Consider the following 19889-nt stretch of genomic DNA (forward strand, 5'->3'; position numbering starts at 1 on the left):
CGCTCGGGCCTGCCCGGGGAGAGCCGCCGCCCGGACGGAAACCGGGCGGCACGCGCACGGGCCGCCGCCCGCGCGACCTTCCTGCGTTACCGGACAGCCGTACCCAGCCGGAGGCCCCGCCGTGCCCTCGCACGCTCCTGAACAGCACGATCCGCACCGCGCGCACGACCTCGCGGAGGCGCCCGCCGACCCGCCCGGCCCTCCGGGGCCGCTGGAACGGGAGCAGGCCCATCTGGCCGCCTCCCGCACCGCGTTGCGCGCCATGCGGGCCGACGTCGAGGCGCTCGACATCAAGGACGTCACCGCGAACTGGGTCAACGCCCAGGTCCTGCAGCGCCAGATCGACGAGCGGATCGCCGCGCTCGCCGACCTGGCGCACACCCCGCTGTTCTTCGGCCGGCTGGACTACCTGAACCCGCCCGGCGCGGACCGGGCCGAGGGCGCGGAGGGCGAGAGCTTCTACATCGGTCGCCGCCATGTGCACGACGCCGAGGGCGACCCGATGGTGATCGACTGGCGGGCGCCGGTCTCCCAGCCCTTCTACCAGGCGTCCAAGAAGCAGCCGATGGAGGTCGCGCTGCGCCGCCGGTTCGGCTACACCGGCGGCGAACTCACCGCGTACGAGGACGAGAACCTCACCGACCCGGCCGAGGACGAGCAGACCGGCAAGCTGCTCCAGTCCGAGATCGAGCGTCCGCGCGTCGGCCCGATGCGGGACATCGTGGCGACGATCCAGCCGGAGCAGGACGAGATCGTCCGGGCCGGGATCGGGGGCACGGTGTGTGTGCAGGGGGCACCGGGCACCGGGAAGACGGCGGTGGGCCTGCACCGGATCGCGTATCTGCTCTACGCGCACCGGGAGCGGCTGTCCCGGACCGGCACCCTGGTCATCGGCCCGAACCGGTCCTTCCTCCAGTACATCGAGCAAGTGCTCCCCGCGCTGGGCGAGTTGCAGGTCAAGCAGGCCACGGTGGACGACCTGGTGGCGCGCGAGGGCGTGCTGGTGCGGGGGGCCGACGACCCCGAGGCGGCGCGGCTCAAGGGAGACGCGCGCCTGGCCGAGGTGCTGCGGCGGGCGGTGCGGTCGCACGTCACCATGCCCACCGAGGCGTGCGTGGTGGTACGCGGTTCACGCCGCTGGCGGGTGCCGGCGTACGAGATCGAGGAGATCGTCGGCGAACTGCTGGACCGGGACATCCGGTACGGGGCGGCCCGGGAGGCCCTGCCGCAGCGGATCGCGCACGCCGTGCTGGTCCGCATGGAACAGGCCGGCGAGGCGCCGGACGACCGGGTGCAGGACGCGGTCGCGCGCAACGCGGCGGTGAAGGCCGCGGTCAAGGCGATCTGGCCGCCGGTCGACCCGGCGAAGCTGGTGCTGCGGCTGCTGGCCGAGCCGGAGTTCCTGGCCGAGCACGCCGAGGGTCTGCTCACCGCCGACGAGCAGAAGGCGATCGGCTGGACCAAGCCCGCCCGGAGCGTGCGGAGCGCGAAGTGGTCCCCGGCCGACGCGGTGCTGATCGACGAGGCGGCCGACCTGATCCAGCGCACCCCGTCCCTGGGGCACGTGGTGCTGGACGAGGCCCAGGACCTGTCGCCGATGCAGTACCGGGCGGTGGGCCGCCGCTGCACCACCGGTTCCGCGACCATCCTCGGCGACCTGGCACAGGGCACCACCCCCTGGGCGACCGGCAGCTGGCGGGAGGCGCTGGACCACCTCGGCAAACCGGACGGGCTGATCGAGGAGCTGACCCAGGGCTTCCGGGTGCCGCGCGAGGTGATCGCCTACGCCTCCCGGTTGCTGCCCGCGATCGCCCCCGGCCTGTCGGAGGCCACCTCGATCCGTGAGGCCCCCGGCGACTTCACGGTCCGGGCCGTGGCGCCCGAGGCACTGGACGCCGAGGTGGTGGCGGCCTGCCGGACGGCGCTGGACCACGAGGGCTCCATCGGCCTGATCGCGGCCGACGCCCGGATCCCGGCCGTGTCCGCCGCCCTGAGCGCGGCCGGGCTGACCTGGCTGGCGCCCGGTGAGGAGACCACGGCCGAGTCCCGGCTGACCCTGGTGCCCGCGACGCTCGCCAAGGGCCTGGAGTACGACTACGTGGTGCTGGACGAACCGGCCGCCGTGGTGGACGGCGAACCGGACGAACGCACCGGCCTGCGCCGGCTGTACGTGGCGCTGACCCGAGCGGTGTCCGGTCTCGCGGTGGTCCACGCCGCGCCCCTGCCGGAGCGACTGGCCGCCGCCGGACGCTGACCGCGGCCACCCGCAGGGCCCGCCGCCGGGCCCGGGGTACGCGCCGTGCCCCGTACCGCGCGCGGTACGGGGCACGGGGCACGGGCTACGGGGCTCAGCCGTGGTGGCCGTGCCGGCGGCTCGCCCCCGGGTTGGTGAGCAGCCCCCGGGAGAGTCCGGTCTGCAGCAGGGCGAGCAGCCGGATCATCGGTATCGCCGTGGCCAGCAGCACCACACCCATGGCCGTGTTGAACGCGATGTCGGCCAACCGCGAGTCGATGCCGAACATCAGGTCCAGCAGCCCGGTCTCGTCCTCGTCACGCGGAAGTGACCAGGACCAGGTGGCGTAGAGCGTCTGGCCGACGCCGCCGAGGGTCCAGGTCACCGCGACGCTGAAGCACACCACTCGCAGCGGGAACGAGACCACCATGTGCAGCAGGTCGCGCCAGGACTGCGGATCGCGCAGCGCACGCAGCCACCCGCTGACGCCGGTCCCGCCGGCCTCCCGGTAGTGGTGCGGGGGCAGCGCGCGGCCGGTGACCGCCTCGACCCGGCGGCGCTCCGCTCCGGCGAAGCCCCGCGCGGCGGCCAGGGTGCCCATCAGGACCGGCAGCCCGAGCACGGTCACGAAGGTGCCCACGCCGAGCGCGAATCCGGTGACCGCGACCGTGAACGCGCATATCCCGAGCGGCAGTCCGACCAGCAGATAGCCGAGTTCCCGGCCGAAGCGGCCGAGGCGGCCGGGGGCGGGGCGGTCCCAGGCGGAATCCCGCCCGGCGTCCCATCCGGCATCGCGTCCGGCGTACGAGCCGGCATCGCGTCCGGCGTACGAGGAAGAGGCGCGGGACGCTGCGAACGACGGTGTCATCTCGGTCATGACTCCACTGTCGTGGGGAACGGGCCCCGATCCCATACGGCGGGCCAGTCTCCTCGGGGTGGGGGTAGCCCTACCCCGCCAGGGGGCCTGGACCGACCCCCGGCCGCGCCTGGGCCGGCCCGGGACGCGACGGGCCGGACGGCGACACCGCGGAGGGGCCCGCCGTGCACCGGAACCCCGCCCGCACCGGCGGGACGGCGACACCGAGGGCCCGTCACACGCCGGAGCCCCGCCCGCCCCGGGACCCGGCCACCTCACGGCCGCCCTTCGCGGCCCCGGCCGGCACCACGGCCCCCGGCCCGGCCGGATTCAAGGGGCCGTGCTCGCCCGGCCCGCACCGCGGCCGTGCTCCACCGGCCCGGTCCGCACCGCGGCAGCGCCGACCGGCTCCGCCGGAACCGCGTGCGCCCTCCGGGACCGGAGAGATCACGCCCCGCTCCGTCAGAGCGGCGCCGGCACCGCCGGGTCCGCGCCCGGCACCGTCACGACCGCCTCCGGACCGCCGGGACCGCCTCCGGACCGCCGGGACCGCCTCCGGACCGGCGTCCGGCTAGCGCACCGCCACGACCGGCGCGTCGAGGGCTTCGCGCCAGCGCCGTACCGCCGCCGCGTCGACCGGGCCGGACCATCCGGCGGGCCGGCTCGCCCCACCGATGTGGAAGGCGTCGACGCCGGCCGCGCGCAGCGCGGGGAGATGGTCCAGCCGGAGTCCGCCGCCCGCCATGATGCGCGGCCGGTAGCCGGGCTCCGGCTGCCCGTTCCCCGGCCCGCCGGACCGGCCGGCGCCGCGCGCCGCCTCCTCCAGCAGCACCGGCAGACCGTCATCCACCCCTCGTGCCGACCCCGCCGTGAGATAGGTGTCCAGGCCGGGCACCTCGGCGAGCTGCTTGCGGAGCGCCTCGCGGTCGGCGGCCCGGTCGATGGCCCGGTGGAACGTCCACCGGGGGGCGGCGGCACCGGCCGCCGGGGCGTCCCGGCGCGCCCCCGGGTGTCCGGGGCCCGGTGGCGAGGTCACCGCGGTGCCCGCCGGCGCCGCCGGGCCCGGTGCCGACCGCGCGGTCGGCACCGCTCCGGAACCCACGGCGACCGGGCCGCCCGCGCCCCCGGGGCCGGCGCCCGGAACGTCCGCGACGCCGCCCGGGCCGGTGCCCGCGGCGCCGAGGCCGGCGTGCCAGAGGCCGGGAGCGGTTTCCGCGCCGCCTCCGGTGCCCGCCCCGATGGCTTCGGTGAGCGCGACCACGGCGGCCAGGTCCGGTCGGCCGTCGGCGGTGAGGAAGCCCAGGACGAACTCCTCCGCGCCCTCCGCCCGCAGTTCCCGGGCCGTCCGGCAGAGCGCGTCCAGTGCCGCGTCGCCGCCGGCGCCGAACCCGTCGCCCGCCCGCAGCATCACCCGGAGCGGCAGGTCGACCGCGGCACGGACCGCGGCGAAGGTCTCGCGGGTGGGGGTGAGCCCGTCGGCGGCCATGTCGGTGACCAGTTCGAGGCGGTCGGCGCCTCCGGCCTGGGCTGCGACCGCGTCCACCGGGTCGAGAGCGATCACCTCAAGAATTGGTCTAGACATATCGCACAGCCTGCCACAGTCGCGGCGGCGCGGAAACACCGCCTCACCTCGGCGTCCGGGTGACCGGGGGCCGCCGGCCGTCCCGGGTGGCGGAACGGAAGCCGGTTCACGGAGGGGCGAACCCGCCGAAGAGCGGAAGAATGGCCGCATGGCCACGCCGCAGCCCCGACCCCAGCCGTACCCCGCCCATGCCGAGCTACTCGCCCGCTGGGCCGATCTGCTCACCGAGGCGCGCGGCGGTGCCGCGGACCCCGACCCGCTGCCGTACGGCGAGAACCTGCTCGCCCGCTGGGGCGAACCGCACCGCCACTACCACACCACCGCCCATCTGCTCGCGGTCCTCGACCACATCGACCTCCTCGAGGCCCATAGCCGGGACGCCCCTCCCACCGCCCCGGGCACACCCGACGCGCAGGCCGCTCCCGCCACACCCGACGCGCAGGCCGCCCCGGCCCCCGACCTCGCGGCGGCGCGCCTCGCCGCCTGGTTCCACGACGCCGTCTACCTCCCCGAACGGTCCACCAACGAGGAGGCCGGCGCCCGGCTCGCGGAGCGGGCCCTGACCGAGGCCGGCGTACCCGCGCCGCGCGTCCGGGAGGTCTGCCGGCTGATCCTGCTGACCGTCGATCACGACCCGCGGCCCGGCGACATCGCCGGCGAGCTGCTGTGCGACGCGGACCTCGCGGTCCTCGCCGGTTCACCGCAGCAGTACGCGAGCTACGCGGCGGCCGTCCGCCAGGAGTACGGCTTCGTACCCGACGAGGCGTTCCGCGAGGGCCGCTCGGCCGTGCTGCGGCACCTCCTCGGCCTGCCCCGGCTGTACCGGACGCCGTACGGCCGGGAACACTGGGAGCGCACCGCCCGTTTCAACCTCAGCACCGAGCTGGAGCTGCTGACGGCGGCGGGTTGAGCGCGCCGCGCCGGCCGGCCCGGGCGGCGGTTTCCGCACGCCTGACCGGGAATGCCGTCCCGGCGCGCCGGGTTGGCATATGACATGCCCATCGCCGTCTATGTCCTCGGCCTGTCCGTCTTCTCCCTCGGCACGTCCGAGTTCATGCTCAGCGGTCTGCTCCAGCCCCTCGCCCGCGACATGGGCGTCTCCATCCCCAAGCCGGGCTGCTGGTCTCCGCGTTCGCGATCGGCATGGTGGTGGGCGCCCCGGTGCTCGCCGCCGCCACCCTCCGGCTGCCCCGCCGCACCACGCTGATCACGCTGCTCGCCGTCTTCGGGCTCGGCCAGGTGGCCGGGGCGCTGGCGCCCGGCTACGGCGTGCTGTTCGCCTCCCGCGTCGTCAGCGCGCTCGCCTGTGCCGGATTCTGGGCCGTGGGAGCGGCCGTCGCGGTGTCGCTGGTGCCGGTGAACGCGCGGGCGCGCGCCATGGCGGTGATGATCGGCGGGCTGAGCATCGCCAACATCGCGGGCGTTCCGGCCGGCGCGCTGCTCGGCCAGCACGCCGGGTGGCGGGCCGCGTTCTGGGCGGTCGCCGCACTGTCCGCGATCGGCCTGGTCGGCGTGGTGGCCCTGGTGCCGGGCACCGAGGTGCCCAGCGGCGAGGACCGGCCGCAGCTCCGCGCCGAGCTGCGGATCTACCGCGACCGGCAGGTCTGGGTGGCGCTGATCACCACCGCGCTCAACGCGGCCGCCGTGTTCTGCCTGTTCTCCTACCTGGCGCCGCTGCTGACCGAGGTGGCCGGGATGTCGGAGAGCTGGGTGCCGACGGTGCTCGCGCTCTTCGGGGTCGGTGCGCTGATCGGTACGGTCATCGGTGGGCGGATCGCCGACGCCCATCTGTTCGGCACCATGTACGGCGGTATGGCGGCGGCCGCCGGAGTGCTGGCCCTGCTGGCGGCGACCGCCCACCACCCGATCGCCGCCGTCGGCCTCTCGCTGCTGCTCGGCGTGGCCGCGTTCGGTACCGCGCCCGCGCTCAACGCCCGTATGTTCGACGTCGCGGACGCCGCGCCGACCCTGGCCGGCGCGACCACCACCGCCGCCTTCAACATCGGGAACACCCTCGGGCCCTGGCTCGGCGGCCTGGTCATCAGCGCCGGGTGGGGCTACCGGGCCGTGGCGCTGACCAGTGCCGGGCTCGCCGTCGCGGCGGTGGCCGCCACGGCCGTCGCGGACCGGCTGCACCGGCGCACCGCGGCGGACTCCCGGGTGGTGGTCCGGTCCCCGTCGGCCGGCCCGGCGGAGGGACCACGGCCGCGGGAGCGGGCGGGCACCGGGCCGGAGCCGGCGGACGCCGACGCCCGCTGACGGCGGGCCGCGAAGGGCCCGGGCCTCGGAGCGACCCCGGGCCTCGGCAGGACGCCTGCTCGTGACCTCCTCAGCCCCCGTGGTACTCGGGGCGCCGCAGCCCCGCCGCGACCAGCCGGCGGACCAGCTCGTGGCTGCCGACCTCCATCGCACCGGCCCGGACCGCCTCCCCGTACAGCTCGCTCGGCACGTCGTAGTGGTCGCGCTCGAAGCCGCCGCGCGGCGCGCCGATGCGGTCGGCGAAGGCGTGCAGTTCGTCGTAGGACACATCGCTGACCAGGTGCGACCACATCCGGCCATGGCTGGGCCAGACCGGAGGGTCGATGTAGAGCGCCATCAGTCCTCCCCGCTCCCCGCGCTGCCCAGGGAGCCCACCCGGGCCACCGCGACGGCCGTCTTGGCACACACCCAGTGCGGGTCCGGGCCGAGTTCGGGTTCCACATCGAGGGCGTGCGGGTCGCCGCCGTCGACACACACCGGGCACAACGGCCACCGGCCGTAGCGCTCCAGCAGCGCGTCCTGGACGTCCTGGGCCACCAGGCCCGCCACGAAGGCGGCACCTTCCGGCCACTGCTCGACCCACCACCGGCGGTGTGCGATCGCGTCCTCCACCAGGGAAACGATGTCAGCCTGGGCAACCTGGCCCGCCGCGAGATCCGCGAGGACCAGCGCCCGCGCCGCGTGCAGTGCCTGTTCGAGCTCCATACCGGCCATTGTCCCGCCGAACGGGGGGTTGACGCTCCCCGCGGGCCGAAAATACTTTTCACGAATGAGCAGTCCACTGAAGGAAACTTTCCCGAGGGCCCGGGACGCGCTGGCCGCCTCCCCCAACCCGCCGCCGAGCCACGCCGCATCCCCCAACCCGCCGCCGCGCCATGCCGCCGCCCCGAACCCGCCGCCGCGCCAGGCCGCCGCCGCCGCGCCGGCGAGGCGGGCCGGCGCCCCCGCCGCACCGGCCAGGGCCGTGGCACCACCGCCCCTGACCGCCGCCGCGGCACCGGCTCCGCCCGCGCCCGGGGCGCTCGCCGCGAAGGTCCGCACCCTCGCACCCTCCATGACCCGGTCGATGCAGCGCGTCGCCGAAGCCGTCGCCGGTGACCCGGCCGGGTGCGCCGCGCTCACCGTCACCGGCCTGGCCGAACGGACCGGCACCAGCGAGGCCACGGTGGTCCGCACCTCGCGCCTGCTGGGTTACCCCGGCTACCGCGATCTGCGGCTGGCGCTCGCCGCGCTCGCCGCCCAGCAGGCCGCCGGACGGGCCCCCGCGGTCACCGCCGACATCGCGGTCGACGATCCGATGGCCGACGTGGTGACCAAACTGGCGCAGGAAGAGCAGCAGTGTCTGGCCGACACCGCCGCCGGGCTGGACGTCGGCCAGCTGGAAGCCGCCGTGGCGGCACTCACCTCCGCCCGCCGGACCGACGTGTACGGGATCGGCGCCTCCCATCTGGTCGGCCAGGACCTGGTACAGAAGCTGCTCCGGATCGGCCTGATCGCCCACGCCCCCGGCGACCCGCACCTGGCCGTGACCAACGCCGTACAACTGCGCGCCGGGGACGTGGCCATCGCGATCACCCACTCCGGGGGCACCACCGACGTGATCGAACCGCTGCGCGTCGCCTTCGAACGCGGGGCGACGACGGTGGCCATCACGGGACGGCCGGACAGCGCCATCGCCCAGTACGCGGATTACATACTGACCACCTCCACCGCCCGGGAGAGCGAGCTGCGGCCGGCCGCGATGTCCAGCCGGACCAGTCAACTGCTGGTGGTGGACTGCCTGTTCATCGGGGTGGCCCAGCGCACCTTCGAGAGCGCCGCCCCCGCCCTGTCGGCCTCCTACGAGGCCCTCGCGCACCGGCACGGCGCCCGCGCCGCCCGCTGACCCCCGCCCCGTCACACCGACCCGCCCACCGATCCCCGCACCCCGCCCCCGGCCGCGGTCCCGGCACACCGACCGGGCGCGGCGCCCGCCCCGGCCGCCGTGCCGCGGGACGGCTCCGTGCGCGCAACCGCCCCACTCCCCCGGCCTCATCGGCCACGCCCACCGTCCACCGACCACCAGCGACCCCCCACCCCGTTACGGAAAGAGCCGCCGTTCCCATGTCTGCCACCCCCGATTCCGCAGATCTGCGTGCTCAACTCGACACCCTCACCACCGAGGCGTTCCGCCCCGAGCTGGCCGAGATCGACCGGCTCGGCACCGCCGAGATCGCCCGCATCATGAACAGCGAGGACGCCGGTGTACCCACCGCCGTCGCCGCCCAACTGCCCCGGATCGCCGCGGCCATCGACGCCACCGCGGCGCGGATGGCGCGCGGCGGCCGGCTGGTCTACGCGGGTGCCGGCACCGCCGGACGCCTCGGGGTGCTCGACGCGAGCGAGTGCCCGCCCACCTTCAACACCGCTCCCGGCCAGGTCGTCGGGGTGATCGCGGGCGGGCCGGAGGCGATGGTGACCTCGGTCGAGGGCGCGGAGGACAGCGCAGAGCTGGCCGCCGCCGACCTCGACCGCCTCGGTCTCACCCCCGACGACACCGTCGTCGGGATCTCCGCCTCCGGCCGCACCCCGTACGCCGTCGGTGCCGTGGACCACGCCCGCCGCCTGGGTGCCCTCACCATCGGCCTGTCCTGCAACGCCGGTTCGGCCCTCGCCGCCGCCGCCGACCACGGCATCGAGATCGTCGTCGGCCCCGAGCTGCTGACCGGCTCCACCCGGCTCAAGGCCGGAACGGCCCAGAAGCTCGTGCTCAACATGCTGTCGACGATCACCATGATCCGGCTGGGCAAGACCTACGGGAACCTGATGGTCGACGTCCGGGCTTCCAACGAGAAACTGCGGGCCCGCTCCCGGCGCATCGTCTCGCTCGCCACCGGCGCCGACGAGAAGATCGTGGTGGACGCGCTGGCCGCCACCGAAGGAGAGGTGAAGCCCGCCATCCTCACCATCCTCGGCGAGGTGGACGCCTCCACCGCGAACCGGCTGCTCGCCGAGGCGCACGGCCATCTGCGCGCCGCCCTCGACGCGGCCGGCCATCCCACCGGGAGTCGCTGACGCCCGCCGCGCCGGCCGCGGTACCGGCGTGCCACGGCCGGCCGGGGCACCCGGCGGTCACCCCGTGAACGTCGAGGTGTCCAGCTCGGCCCCGAAGGGCTCCGGCAGCTCGATCACCTTGCCGAACGGCACCTGGACGCTGCTCTGGTACACGCCCCCGCTCGGGTCGGAGAACAGGGTGACCGTGGGTCCTCCCTCATGCCACCGGTCGACGAGCAGGTACAGCGGTACCGGGGCGTGGGCGTACGCCCAGAGCTTCTTCGTACGGTCGTCCCTGGCGTTGCTCCTGGAGGTGACTTCGACGATCAGCGAAGCGTCGGCCGCATCGACGGACGCGGCGTCCTCCTCCTCGGCCGCGGTGATCGCCGTCCGCTCCATGACGACCAGATCCGGCACGTACAGTCTGTCCAGCGGGGCGATGTGCACGCCGAGGGTCTGGAACACCTCCTGTCCGGCGGGCAGGCATCGGTAGAGCACTCGCTGCACATCGACGGCGATCATGTTGTGCCGGAGGCTCGGCGGCGGTACCAAGGTGATGCTTCCCTCGTCGATCTCGGCGCGCCACCCCTCGGGCACGTCCAGCTCCTGCCACGTCCGCACGAGGTATTCCCACGTCCGGTGGCCGTGCTCACGGTCGGGTTCGACCATCGCGGCGGTCATCGCGGGGTCTCCTTTCTGTGGCTCTGACGCAGGCAGCCTAGGCAAGCGGTTCGGTACGCCGGGTTGCTACCGGCCAGCGTCCCACGACGGTGTGAACGGCGCACCGGGTGGCGGCCTCAGCCGGCCGTTCCGGTACCCGTGCGGCGCAGCAGGAGCAGGGCGATGTCGTCCGGGGCCGGCTCGGTGCCGACCGAGGCGACCACCTGGTCGGCCAGCGCGTTCAGGTCACGCGGCACCCGCCGCACGCCGCCGGCCGGCTCCCCGGCACCGGTCGGCCCGGCCGCACCCGGTTCCCCAGCCCCATCCGACGGCCCGGCCGCACCCGGCAGTCCCTCGCCGCCCGGCACCGCGGGGGCCGGTTCCTCGAAGGCCCAGCGGGTCAGCGACCGCGTCAGCCCGGCCAGGGAGTCCCCGAGGTCCTCGCCCCGCTTCTCCACCAGCCCGTCGGTGTACAGCAGCAGCGTGGCCCCCGGCGGGAGCTCCCGTTCCGTCAGCGGGTACTCCTGCTCCGTGAAGCAGCCCATCGGCACCCCGCCCGGGGTCTCGACCTCCCGGACCCGGCCGTCCGGTTCGATCAGCAGCGGGTGGGCGTGTCCGGCACGTGCCACCCGGATGCGGTCCCGGGCGGCGGAGACCTGGACGGCGACGCAGGTGGCGAACCGGTCGGTGTCCACCTCGCACAGGATGTTGTTGCCCCTGACCAGCAGTTCGGCCGGGTCCATGTCTCCGCCGGCGTGCGCGCGCATCGCCACCCGGACGTGCCCCATCACCGCGGCGGCCTGGGCACTGTGCCCCTGCACATCGCCGACCAGGAGCATCACCCGGCCGTCCGGCGCGGGCACCACGTCGTACCAGTCGCCGCCCACGTCCAGCCCGCGGGAGCCGGGCAGGTAGCGGACGGCGATCTCCAGGCCGGGCAGTTCCGGGATGGCGACGGGCAGCATCAGCCGCTGCAGATCGGTCATCTGGCGGCGCCGCTCGTCCGACAGCCGGGACCGGCCGACGGCCTGGGCCAGTACGCCGGCCGCCGCGATGCACAGGGCCTCGTCGTCCTTGGTGAAGACGTGCGGCCGGTCGAAGCTGATCACGCAGGTGCCGACCGGGCCCTCGGCGGTGATCAGCGGCAGGATCGCCCATGCCTCCTGGCCGGGCAGCCGCGGCAGTTCCTGGGTGTACACCGCGTGGTAGTCGGCACGGGTCTCGCAGAACATCGGTCTGCGGGCCAGCGCCGTCAGCAGCTCGGGGTCCTGCGGCACCTCCTGGGCCTGCGCCTCCAGCGCCGCCAGCTCCGCTTCGTCGAAGCCGTGGGTGGCGGCCACCGCCAAGCCGCCGCCGTCGTCGACGTAGACGGTGATGTGGGTGGCGCCCAGCGTCGGCAGCACCATCGCCGCCGCGGTGTCGATGACCTCCTGGGTGGACAGCGCACCGGTGATCGCCCGGGTGACGCTGAGCAGGAACTCACGGCGGGCGGTGTCCCGGGCGTACCGCTGGTGCTCCTCGGTGCGGTCCTGGACGATCCCGAGCATGCCCTGCGGCCGGTTGTCGGCGTCCCTGAAGATCCGGCCCTCGGCCTTGACCCAGCGCACCTCGCCACCGGGGTGCACCACGCGGTGCGCCACGGCGAACTTCCCGGTCGCCAGCCCCCTGGTCAGTTCCGCCTCGACGGCGGGCCGGTCGTCCGGGTGGAGCACCCGGTAGAAGGACTCCACCCGCTCGTCGAACTCGTGCGGCGGCACCCCGAAGATCCGGCACAGCCGTTCGTCCCAGACCACCCGGTGGGTGTCGAAGTCCCAGTCGAAGAAGCCGATGTCCGCGCTGGAGACGGCCATCTGCAGCCGGGCGCCGCGCGAGCGGCTGTCGATCCGGCGGACCGCCTGGCCCAGGTCCGGGGTGCCGGCCCGGCCGGCCGCGCCGCCCCGGGACAACAGGTGCTCCAGGCGGTGCGCGCAGACCGCGGTGAGCAGGTTGAGGTCCTGCTCCTCGGCCTCGCCGGGGGGCCTGGGCGCGATCTCCAGCAGGACCGCGCCCAGGCACCGGTCGTCGGCGAGCAGCGGGAAGCAGATGTATCCGACGGGCTCCCAGAAGGCGTCCACCTCCGGGTAACTGGTGCGGAAGTACTCCGCGGGCGCGAAGACCGGGCGCCGCTCCCGGATCGAGCGCGGGGCGGGCAGGTCGGCGTGCGGCGAGACCGACTGGAACCTGACCTGCATGTCCTCGCGGTAGCCGCGGCTACTCGCGAGCCGCAGCCAGCCGTCGTCCCGCAGCAGGTACACCGCGCCGCGCCCACCGCGCACCCGGGCCAGGCACGCGTCCAGCGCCAGCTCGAGCAGGGCGGAGGTGTCGGCGCAGGCCAGCATGGCGAGGACCGCCTCGCGTGCGGCGGGGGCGGGGTCCTCCGGGCCGGGCCCCGGCACGGGGCGCGGGGGCTCCGGCGGGCCGCCGCCCGCGGTGGCCCCCGGTGCCGGGGGCGCGCCCGGCACCGGCTCGTCGCGCCGCCGGCGCGCGGCGGGCGGCGGGCCGGGGACGGCCTCCTCACGGCGTGGTTCGCCGCCCTGTGCTCGCACGGTGTCTCGCCTTCGACGTAAGGCCTCCCGCGAGCGCGCACGCGACAACCGACCGGAGCGCCACGGCCCCGTGGCCTTGCACGGCCCGCGAGATCAGGATAAGACGCGCATTTCGGAGGCGCCGCCGGGCGGTTTCCTCCGTGGAACCGGAAACGCCGCTGGGGCGGCACCCTCCGAAGAGGATGCCGCCCCAGGGCTTGAAGGACGCTTGACCGACCGAGTCGATCAGAAGTCCATGTCACCGCCCGGCATGCCGCCCGGAGCGGCCGCGGCGGCCTTCTCCGGCTTGTCGGCGATGACGGCCTCGGTGGTGAGGAACAGCGCGGCGATGGAGGCGGCGTTCTGCAGCGCGGAACGGGTCACCTTCGCCGGGTCGATGATGCCCTCGGCGATCATGTCGACGTACTCGCCGGTGGCGGCGTTCAGACCGTGGCCGACGGCCAGGTTGCGCACCTTCTCCACGACGACGCCACCCTCGAGACCACCGTTGACGGCGATCTGCTTGAGCGGGGCCTCCAGGGCCAGCTTGACGGCGTTGGCACCGGTGGCCTCGTCGCCGTCGAGCTCCAGCTTCTCGAAGACCTGGGACGCCTGGAGCAGGGCCACGCCACCACCGGCGACGATGCCCTCCTCGACGGCGGCCTTGGCGTTGCGCACCGCGTCCTCGATGCGGTGCTTGCGCTCCTTGAGCTCCACCTCGGTGGCGGCGCCGGCCTTGATGACGGCCACGCCGCCGGCCAGCTTCGCGAGGCGCTCCTGGAGCTTCTCGCGGTCGTAGTCCGAGTCGGAGTTCTCGATCTCGGCGCGGATCTGGTTCACCCGGCCCTGCACCTGGTCGGCGTCACCGGCGCCGTCCACGATGGTGGTCTCGTCCTTGGTGACGGTGACCTTGCGGGCGCGGCCGAGCAGGTCGATGCCGGCGCTCTCCAGCTTGAGGCCGACCTCCTCGGAGATCACGGTGCCACCGGTGAGGATGGCGATGTCGCCGAGCATGGCCTTGCGGCGGTCGCCGAAGCCCGGGGCCTTGACGGCGACGGACTTGAAGGTGCCGCGGATCTTGTTGACGACCAGGGTCGCCAGGGCCTCGCCCTCGATGTCCTCGGCGATGATCAGCAGCGGCTTGCCCGACTGCATGACCTTCTCCAGCAGCGGGAGGAGGTCCTTCACGTTGCTGATCTTGGAGTTGACGATCAGGATGTACGGGTCGTCCAGGGACGCCTCCATACGCTCCATGTCCGTCGCGAAGTACGGGGAGATGTAGCCCTTGTCGAAGCGCATGCCCTCGGTGAGCTCCAGCTCGAGCCCGAAGGTCTGCGACTCCTCGACGGTGATGACGCCTTCCTTGCCGACCTTGTCCATGGCCTCGGCGATGAGCTCGCCGATCTGGGTGTCGGCGGCGGAGATGGAGGCGGTGGAGGCGATCTGCTCCTTGGTCTCCACGTCCTTGGCCTGCTCGAGCAGGGCGGCGGAGACGGCCTCGACGGCCTTCTCGATACCGCGCTTGAGGGCCATCGGGTTGGCGCCCGCGGCGACGTTGCGCAGACCCTCCTTGACCAGCGCCTGGGCGAGGACGGTCGCGGTCGTCGTGCCGTCACCGGCGACGTCGTCCGTCTTCTTCGCGACCTCCTTGACCAGCTCGGCGCCGATCTTCTCGTACGGGTCCTCGAGCTCGATCTCCTTGGCGATGGACACACCATCGTTGGTGATCGTGGGGGCGCCCCACTTCTTCTCAAGGACGACGTTACGACCCTTGGGGCCGAGGGTGACCTTGACGGCGTCGGCGAGCTGGTTCATCCCGCGCTCGAGGCCGCGCCGAGCCTCCTCGTCGAACGCGATGATCTTGGCCATGTGAAGTGGTCCTCCCAAGACGACGGGGGTCCCTCCCACTCCCTTGAGGCAGTGGGGGCGGATTGCTCCGGACCGCGCCTGGCGCCCGCGACGGACGGCCTGCCTGCCGTGCGGTTCCTTGCCCCGCCCGGCCTGCGGGCCTCACCGACCCGGTCCTTCTTTGTCACTCTCACTCTCAGAGTGCTAACGCCAATGATTAGCACTCGCCCCCCGAGAGTGCAAGCGAATCGAAGGGTCTCGGTGGGGGGTGGCGGCCCACCGACGGGCTCCGGCGAGGCGCACCGACGGGGCGACGGGCCGCGGCGAGAGGGCACCCGGGCGCCGGACCGGCGGGCGGCCCGAAGGGTCACGACGGGAGGTGACGGCCGGTCGGCGGACGGCCCGCAGGGGCACGGCGGGCGGTCCGAAGGGGCACGGCGGGAGGCGACCGACGGTCGGCAGGCGGCCCGCAGGGGCACGGCGGGAGGCGACGGACGGTCGGCAGGCGGCCCGCACCGTCACGGCGGGAGGCGACGGACGGCCCGCAGGGTCACGGCGAGAGGCGACGGCCGGCCGCCGGACGGCCCGCACCGTCACGGCAAGAGGTGACGACCGTCGACACGCACTCCGGCGAGCGGCACCGACGGGCCGACGGGCCACGACGAGAGGGGCGGCCGAGCGCCCGGCCGGCGGACGGCCCGCAGGGTCTCGGCGCGGCCGGGGCGCGGGAGGGCCGTCCGGCCGCGCCCAGGGGAGGGAGTCACCCGGTGCGGCGCCCCGGCCGCGCCGGGGCCCCGCCGTCACCCGCGCGGCCGGGGTCCCGGCGCACCGGAAGGGCCCGCACCCCACGGGGTGCGGGCCCTTCCGTTCGCCGACATCAGCGATCTGCGTCTCGGCGCTCAGGCCGACTAGGCGCTCAGGCCGACAAGCGGACCATGTCCGCCTGCGGCCCCTTCTGGCCCTGCGAGATCTCGAACTCGACCCGCTGGCCTTCCTCGAGGGTGCGGTAACCGTCCATCTGGATCGCGCTGTAGTGGACGAACACGTCCGCACCACCGTCGACCGCGATGAAGCCGTACCCCTTCTCCGCGTTGAACCACTTGACGGTGCCCTGAGCCATTCCTAACTCCCCTATTACTGGCCCTTGCGCAGGACCGCACTCCGCGGACCCGGGTCAGACCTCACCCCCCAGGTCAGTGGGGAGCGTGCGCCGGAACGCGTCGACCGCCGCTGAATGTATCTGCCCAACTGCCCAGCGCAACAGGTCAATCGGACGAGAATTCTGCAGGCGGCCCAGCGGCGTTAAGTGGAGAATTACCTGGATTCCAGGGCAAGTCGGGCCGGGCATACGTCACCAACCCGGCAATTTGCGCACACACTTCGTGCACAACTTGACGGGTTCTCATATGCGGGCGGCGCGGCACCGGAGGGGGAATCGGTTCAACTGTATCGCGATTCAACACACGGAATCGCCCCGTCCGCTTTATGGGACGGGGCGATTCCGACGGGTGCCGGGGTCCGCGGCCGGGGCGGTGACCAGCGCGGGTCACCGGACGGTGGGTCAGCCGGCGCCCCCGGGTGGTCAACCGGACGGGCGGCGGGGCCGGTTCAGCCGCCGGCGACCGCCGGGATGATCGAGACGCCGGCGCCGTCCGGGGTGGCCGTCGCCAGCCCGCCCTCGAACCGCACGTCGTCGTCGTTGACGTACACGTTCACGAAGCGGCGCAGCTTGCCCTCGTCGTCCAGGACGCGGGCGGCGATGCCCGGGTGGTTCTTCTCCAGCGACTCGATGACCTCGGCGAGGGTCGCGCCCTCCGCGGCCACCTCGGCCTGGCCGCCGGTGTAGGTGCGGAGGATGGTGGGGATACGGACGTTGACACTCATGCGGCTTCACCTTCGGTGAGAGGAGCGGGTACTTCGGTGCGGGGCCGACGGCCGCCGCCGGTCGCCGTGCGGACCCGGCCGGCCCGTGGTCGTGGTCGGGGCCGGCCGGGGCCGGGGCCGGACGTCAGCCGGCGAGACCGGCCTGGCGGAACGCGTCGAGGCTCGGGCGGATGGTCGCCGTGGGGCCGGTGGTGGGCGCGACGGCGTCCAGCGTCTTGAGGCCGTCACCGGTGTTCAGTACGACGGTGGTGAGGGCCGGGTCGAGCAGGCCGGTCTCGATGAGCTTCTTCGTCACGCCCACGGTCACCCCGCCGGCGGTCTCCGCGAAGATCCCCTCGGTACGGGCGAGCAGCTTGATCGCGTCGACGATCTGCGCGTCGTCCACGTCCTCCACCGCACCGCCGGTACGGCGGGCGATGTCCAGCACGTACGGGCCGTCGGCCGGGTTGCCGATGGCGAGCGACTTGGCGATGGTGGCCGGCTTGACCGGCCGCACCACGTCGTGCCCGTCCTTGAAGGCGCGGGAGACCGGGGAGCAGCCCTCGGCCTGGGCACCGAAGATCTTGTACGGCTTGTCGGCGACCAGGCCGAGCCGGATCAGCTCCTTCAGCCCCTTGTCGATCTTCGTCAGCTGCGAGCCGGAGGCGATCGGGATGACGATCTGGTCCGGCACCTCCCAGCCCAGCTGCTCGCAGATCTCGTACGCCAGCGTCTTGGAGCCCTCGCCGTAGTACGGGCGGAGGTTGACGTTGACGAAGCCCCAGCCCTCGCCGAGCGGGTCGCCGATCAACTCGGAGCAGAAGCGGTTGACGTCGTCGTAGGTGCCCTCGATGCCGACCAGGTCGCCGCCGTAGACCGCGGCCATGACGACCTTGCCCGCCTCCAGGTCGTGCGGGATGAACACGCAGGAGCGGAAGCCGGCGCGGGCCGCCGCGGCACCGACCGCGCCGGCCAGGTTGCCCGTCGAGGAGCAGGACAGCGTGGTGAACCCGAAGGCGCGGGCCGCCTCCACGGCGATCGCGACCACCCGGTCCTTGAAGGAGTGGGTCGGGTTGCCGGAGTCGTCCTTGATGTGCAGGGCGCCGGTGATGCCCAGTTCGCGGGCGAGGTTGTCGGCCTTGACGAGCTTGGTGAAGCCCGGGTTCAGGTTGGGCTTGTCCGCCACGTCGGCGGGCACGGGGAGCAGCGGGGCGTAGCGCCAGATGTTGTCCGGACCGGCCTCGATCACCTTCCGCAGCGCCTCCGGATCGCCGCCGGGCAGCTCGTAGGCGACCTCCAGCGGCCCGAAACACGCCTCGCAGGCGAAGATCGGACCGAGCGCGAAGCGCTCGCCGCACTCGCGGCAGGAGAGTGCCACGGCGGGGCCGAGGGACACGTTCGCGGAGGTGGTGGAGGGTTCGACAGCTTGCACAGCCATGGAGGCGAGGCCCTTTCTCCTCATCTTCCTCACGACGCATCTCGTCATGAGACGGAATTGGCACCTTCCCTAGCCGGGGAGCCTCGCGAAGTACCACGCGTCCGGAGGACACCAGCGGACGTGGTGGCCTGGAGACGGGTCGGCGAGTGACCGACTGGAGGGTTGCCGGGGCTTCAACGGGCCGTATCCCTCTGCCCCTCTGGATGAGCGGTATGGCACCGGGTGCGTGACCCGGGCGTTTGTCCGCGGAAACGACCCCCGGCGTGCGGGGGGCATCCGCGTTGTTAAGACTGTAACCGAAGCGCCGGACGGCGGAACCCGTCGTCCGAACCGCGAGATGCGTCACGGACACGTCGCCGCCTGGGGTTCACCCCGCGGCCACCGCCGGGTAGCCCGTCGATCGAGGGCACCGCCCAGAGTCTCCGACCCGACGAAGGGCACCGGATCAGCACCAAGGTCGGCACTGGGGTCACACTGGCCCCAACAGCCGACCGCAACAGCAGGGGAGTCGAAACGTGCTGGAAGAGGTTGAGCGCTGGTGGACGCGGCGGTCCTGGTCCGCAGCCGACCGTCCGCTCGCCCAGCTCCTCGCTGCGAAACACGCCCTGGGCACCACGGTGAGCGTGGTGCTCCCCGCCCTCAACGAAGAGGCGACCGTCGGGACGATCGCCGCCACGATCCGGCGCGACCTGATGTCCCCGGACGTCCCGCTCGTCGACGAGCTGGTCGTGCTGAACTCCGGCTCCACGGACCGCACCGCCGTGGTCGCCGCCGAGGCCGGGGCGCGCGTGGTCCACCGCGACCTGGTGCTCCCCCGGCTGCCCGCGCTGCCCGGCAAGGGGGAGGTGCTGTGGCGCTCGCTGCTGGTCACCAGCGGTGACATCGTCTGCTTCATCGACGCCGATCTGCGCGACTTCTCGTCCCGCTTCGTCTCCGGGATCGTCGGGCCGCTGCTGACCGAGCCGGACGTGCACTTCGTCAAGGCGATGTACGACCGGCCGCTGGGCTCCGCCACCACCGAGGGCGGCCGGGTCACCGAGCTGGTCGCCCGGCCGCTGCTCAACCTCCACTGGCCGCAGCTGGCCGGGTTCGTCCAGCCGCTGGGCGGCGAGTACGCGGCCCGCCGCGGGCTGCTGGAACAGCTGCCGTTCCCGGTCGGGTACGGCGTCGAGCTGGGCCTGCTGGTGGACGCGCTGCACACGGTCGGGCTGGACGGGCTGGCCCAGGTCGACGTGGGGACCCGGAAGCACCGGCACCAGGACGGGCAGGCGCTGGGGCGGATGGCCGCGGCGATATACCGCACCGCCCAGCTGCGGCTGGCCCGTGGCCACCTGGTGCGGCCGCAGCTCACGCAGTTCGACCGGACCGAGGACGGCTTCACCCCGCACACCACCCAGGTGGACACCGAGGAGCGGCCGCCGATGGCCGAGATACCCGAGTACGCGGCCATCCGCGCCGCGTGACCGCACCACCGGCGCCGGGTCCGCCGCGGACGCGACCGGACGGTGCCGGGCCCACGCCGTGACGGCCACCCGCACCGGGCCCGGGCCGTG

The 19889-nt window shown here is 73.9% G+C and carries 14 protein-coding genes, 3 pseudogenes and 1 riboswitch; of the genes and pseudogenes, 6 read left to right on the forward strand and 11 right to left on the reverse strand.

What is annotated here, in order from left to right; all coding sequences use genetic code 11:
- Positions 1-121: 121 nt before the first annotated feature.
- Positions 122-2254: a HelD family protein gene (locus tag ACH4B3_RS17715; protein ID WP_398463768.1), complete on the forward strand. Its 2133-nt coding sequence runs from the start codon at positions 122-124 to the stop codon at positions 2252-2254.
- Positions 2255-2348: 94 nt separating this feature from the next.
- On the opposite strand, the gene ACH4B3_RS17720 is transcribed toward ACH4B3_RS17715, so the two are convergent.
- The 3 genes and pseudogenes from ACH4B3_RS17720 to ACH4B3_RS17730 form a co-directional block, all read right to left on the reverse strand.
- Positions 2349-3110 carry a sensor domain-containing protein gene (locus ACH4B3_RS17720; protein ID WP_398463769.1) on the reverse strand — a complete coding sequence of 254 codons (762 nt, stop codon included), beginning with the start codon at positions 3108-3110 and terminating at the stop codon, positions 2349-2351.
- A 550-nt stretch (positions 3111-3660) separates the two neighbouring features.
- Positions 3661-4053: pseudogene (locus ACH4B3_RS17725) on the reverse strand (copper homeostasis protein CutC); the annotation flags it as partial.
- A 168-nt stretch (positions 4054-4221) separates the two neighbouring features.
- A pseudogene (locus tag ACH4B3_RS17730) lies at positions 4222-4671 on the reverse strand (copper homeostasis protein CutC); the annotation flags it as partial.
- 148 nt (positions 4672-4819) lie between these two features.
- Between ACH4B3_RS17730 and ACH4B3_RS17735 the strand changes: the two are divergent.
- Both ACH4B3_RS17735 and ACH4B3_RS17740 read left to right on the forward strand, forming a co-directional pair.
- Entirely contained in the window at positions 4820-5581 is a 762-nt protein-coding gene (locus ACH4B3_RS17735) for a hypothetical protein (protein WP_398463770.1), read from the forward strand.
- A gap of 84 nt (positions 5582-5665) precedes the next feature.
- A pseudogene (locus ACH4B3_RS17740) lies at positions 5666-6930 on the forward strand (Cmx/CmrA family chloramphenicol efflux MFS transporter).
- 70 nt (positions 6931-7000) lie between these two features.
- Here the strand turns inward: ACH4B3_RS17740 and ACH4B3_RS17745 are convergent.
- Complete coding sequence (locus ACH4B3_RS17745) at positions 7001-7267, reverse strand: DUF4031 domain-containing protein (RefSeq protein ID WP_398463771.1); 267 nt, start codon at positions 7265-7267, stop codon at positions 7001-7003.
- On the reverse strand, positions 7267-7635 hold the full coding sequence (locus tag ACH4B3_RS17750; RefSeq protein ID WP_398463772.1) for a hypothetical protein: 369 nt from the start codon (positions 7633-7635) through the stop codon (positions 7267-7269). Before ACH4B3_RS17750 ends, ACH4B3_RS17745 begins: the two co-directional genes overlap by 1 nt.
- 259 nt (positions 7636-7894) lie before the next feature.
- Between ACH4B3_RS17750 and ACH4B3_RS17755 the strand changes: the two genes are divergently transcribed.
- Both ACH4B3_RS17755 and murQ read left to right on the forward strand, forming a co-directional pair.
- Positions 7895-8815 carry a MurR/RpiR family transcriptional regulator gene (locus ACH4B3_RS17755; RefSeq protein WP_398463773.1) on the forward strand — a complete coding sequence of 307 codons (921 nt, stop codon included), beginning with the start codon at positions 7895-7897 and terminating at the stop codon, positions 8813-8815.
- Positions 8816-9033: 218 nt separating this feature from the next.
- Entirely contained in the window at positions 9034-9984 is a 951-nt protein-coding gene (gene murQ, locus ACH4B3_RS17760) for an N-acetylmuramic acid 6-phosphate etherase (RefSeq protein ID WP_398463774.1), read from the forward strand.
- Between the two features lie 57 nt (positions 9985-10041).
- Here murQ and ACH4B3_RS17765 read toward each other — a convergent pair whose 3' ends face one another.
- The 6 genes from ACH4B3_RS17765 to thrC all read right to left on the reverse strand — a co-directional run bounded on the left by ACH4B3_RS17765 (position 10042) and on the right by thrC (position 18336).
- Positions 10042-10644 carry a Uma2 family endonuclease gene (locus ACH4B3_RS17765; protein ID WP_398463775.1) on the reverse strand — a complete coding sequence of 201 codons (603 nt, stop codon included), beginning with the start codon at positions 10642-10644 and terminating at the stop codon, positions 10042-10044.
- A gap of 116 nt (positions 10645-10760) precedes the next feature.
- Positions 10761-13208 carry a SpoIIE family protein phosphatase gene (locus ACH4B3_RS17770; RefSeq protein WP_398463776.1) on the reverse strand — a complete coding sequence of 816 codons (2448 nt, stop codon included), beginning with the start codon at positions 13206-13208 and terminating at the stop codon, positions 10761-10763.
- 225 nt (positions 13209-13433) lie between these two features.
- Positions 13434-15056, reverse strand: coding sequence for a chaperonin GroEL (groL, locus tag ACH4B3_RS17775; protein ID WP_398463777.1), 1623 nt, complete (start codon positions 15054-15056; stop codon positions 13434-13436).
- Positions 15057-15951: 895 nt separating this feature from the next.
- A complete protein-coding gene (locus tag ACH4B3_RS17780; RefSeq protein WP_004929928.1) occupies positions 15952-16155 on the reverse strand; it encodes a cold-shock protein in 204 nt (67 codons plus the stop codon).
- A 488-nt stretch (positions 16156-16643) separates the two neighbouring features.
- The gene (locus tag ACH4B3_RS17785; RefSeq protein WP_398463778.1) at positions 16644-16919 is read right to left on the reverse strand and encodes a ubiquitin-like small modifier protein 1; all 276 of its coding nucleotides are present in this window, start codon (positions 16917-16919) and stop codon (positions 16644-16646) included.
- Between the two features lie 124 nt (positions 16920-17043).
- Positions 17044-18336: a threonine synthase gene (gene thrC / locus ACH4B3_RS17790; RefSeq protein ID WP_398463779.1), complete on the reverse strand. Its 1293-nt coding sequence runs from the start codon at positions 18334-18336 to the stop codon at positions 17044-17046.
- Positions 18337-18353: 17 nt separating this feature from the next.
- Positions 18354-18546, reverse strand: a riboswitch (SAM riboswitch).
- Positions 18547-18851: 305 nt separating this feature from the next.
- On the opposite strand from thrC, the gene ACH4B3_RS17795 reads away from it, so the two are divergent.
- Positions 18852-19799 carry a glucosyl-3-phosphoglycerate synthase gene (locus tag ACH4B3_RS17795; protein WP_398463780.1) on the forward strand — a complete coding sequence of 316 codons (948 nt, stop codon included), beginning with the start codon at positions 18852-18854 and terminating at the stop codon, positions 19797-19799.
- Positions 19800-19889 lie beyond the last annotated feature (90 nt).

The organism is Streptomyces sp. NPDC018031 (assembly GCF_044327625.1).
GTDB lineage: Bacteria > Actinomycetota > Actinomycetes > Streptomycetales > Streptomycetaceae > Streptomyces.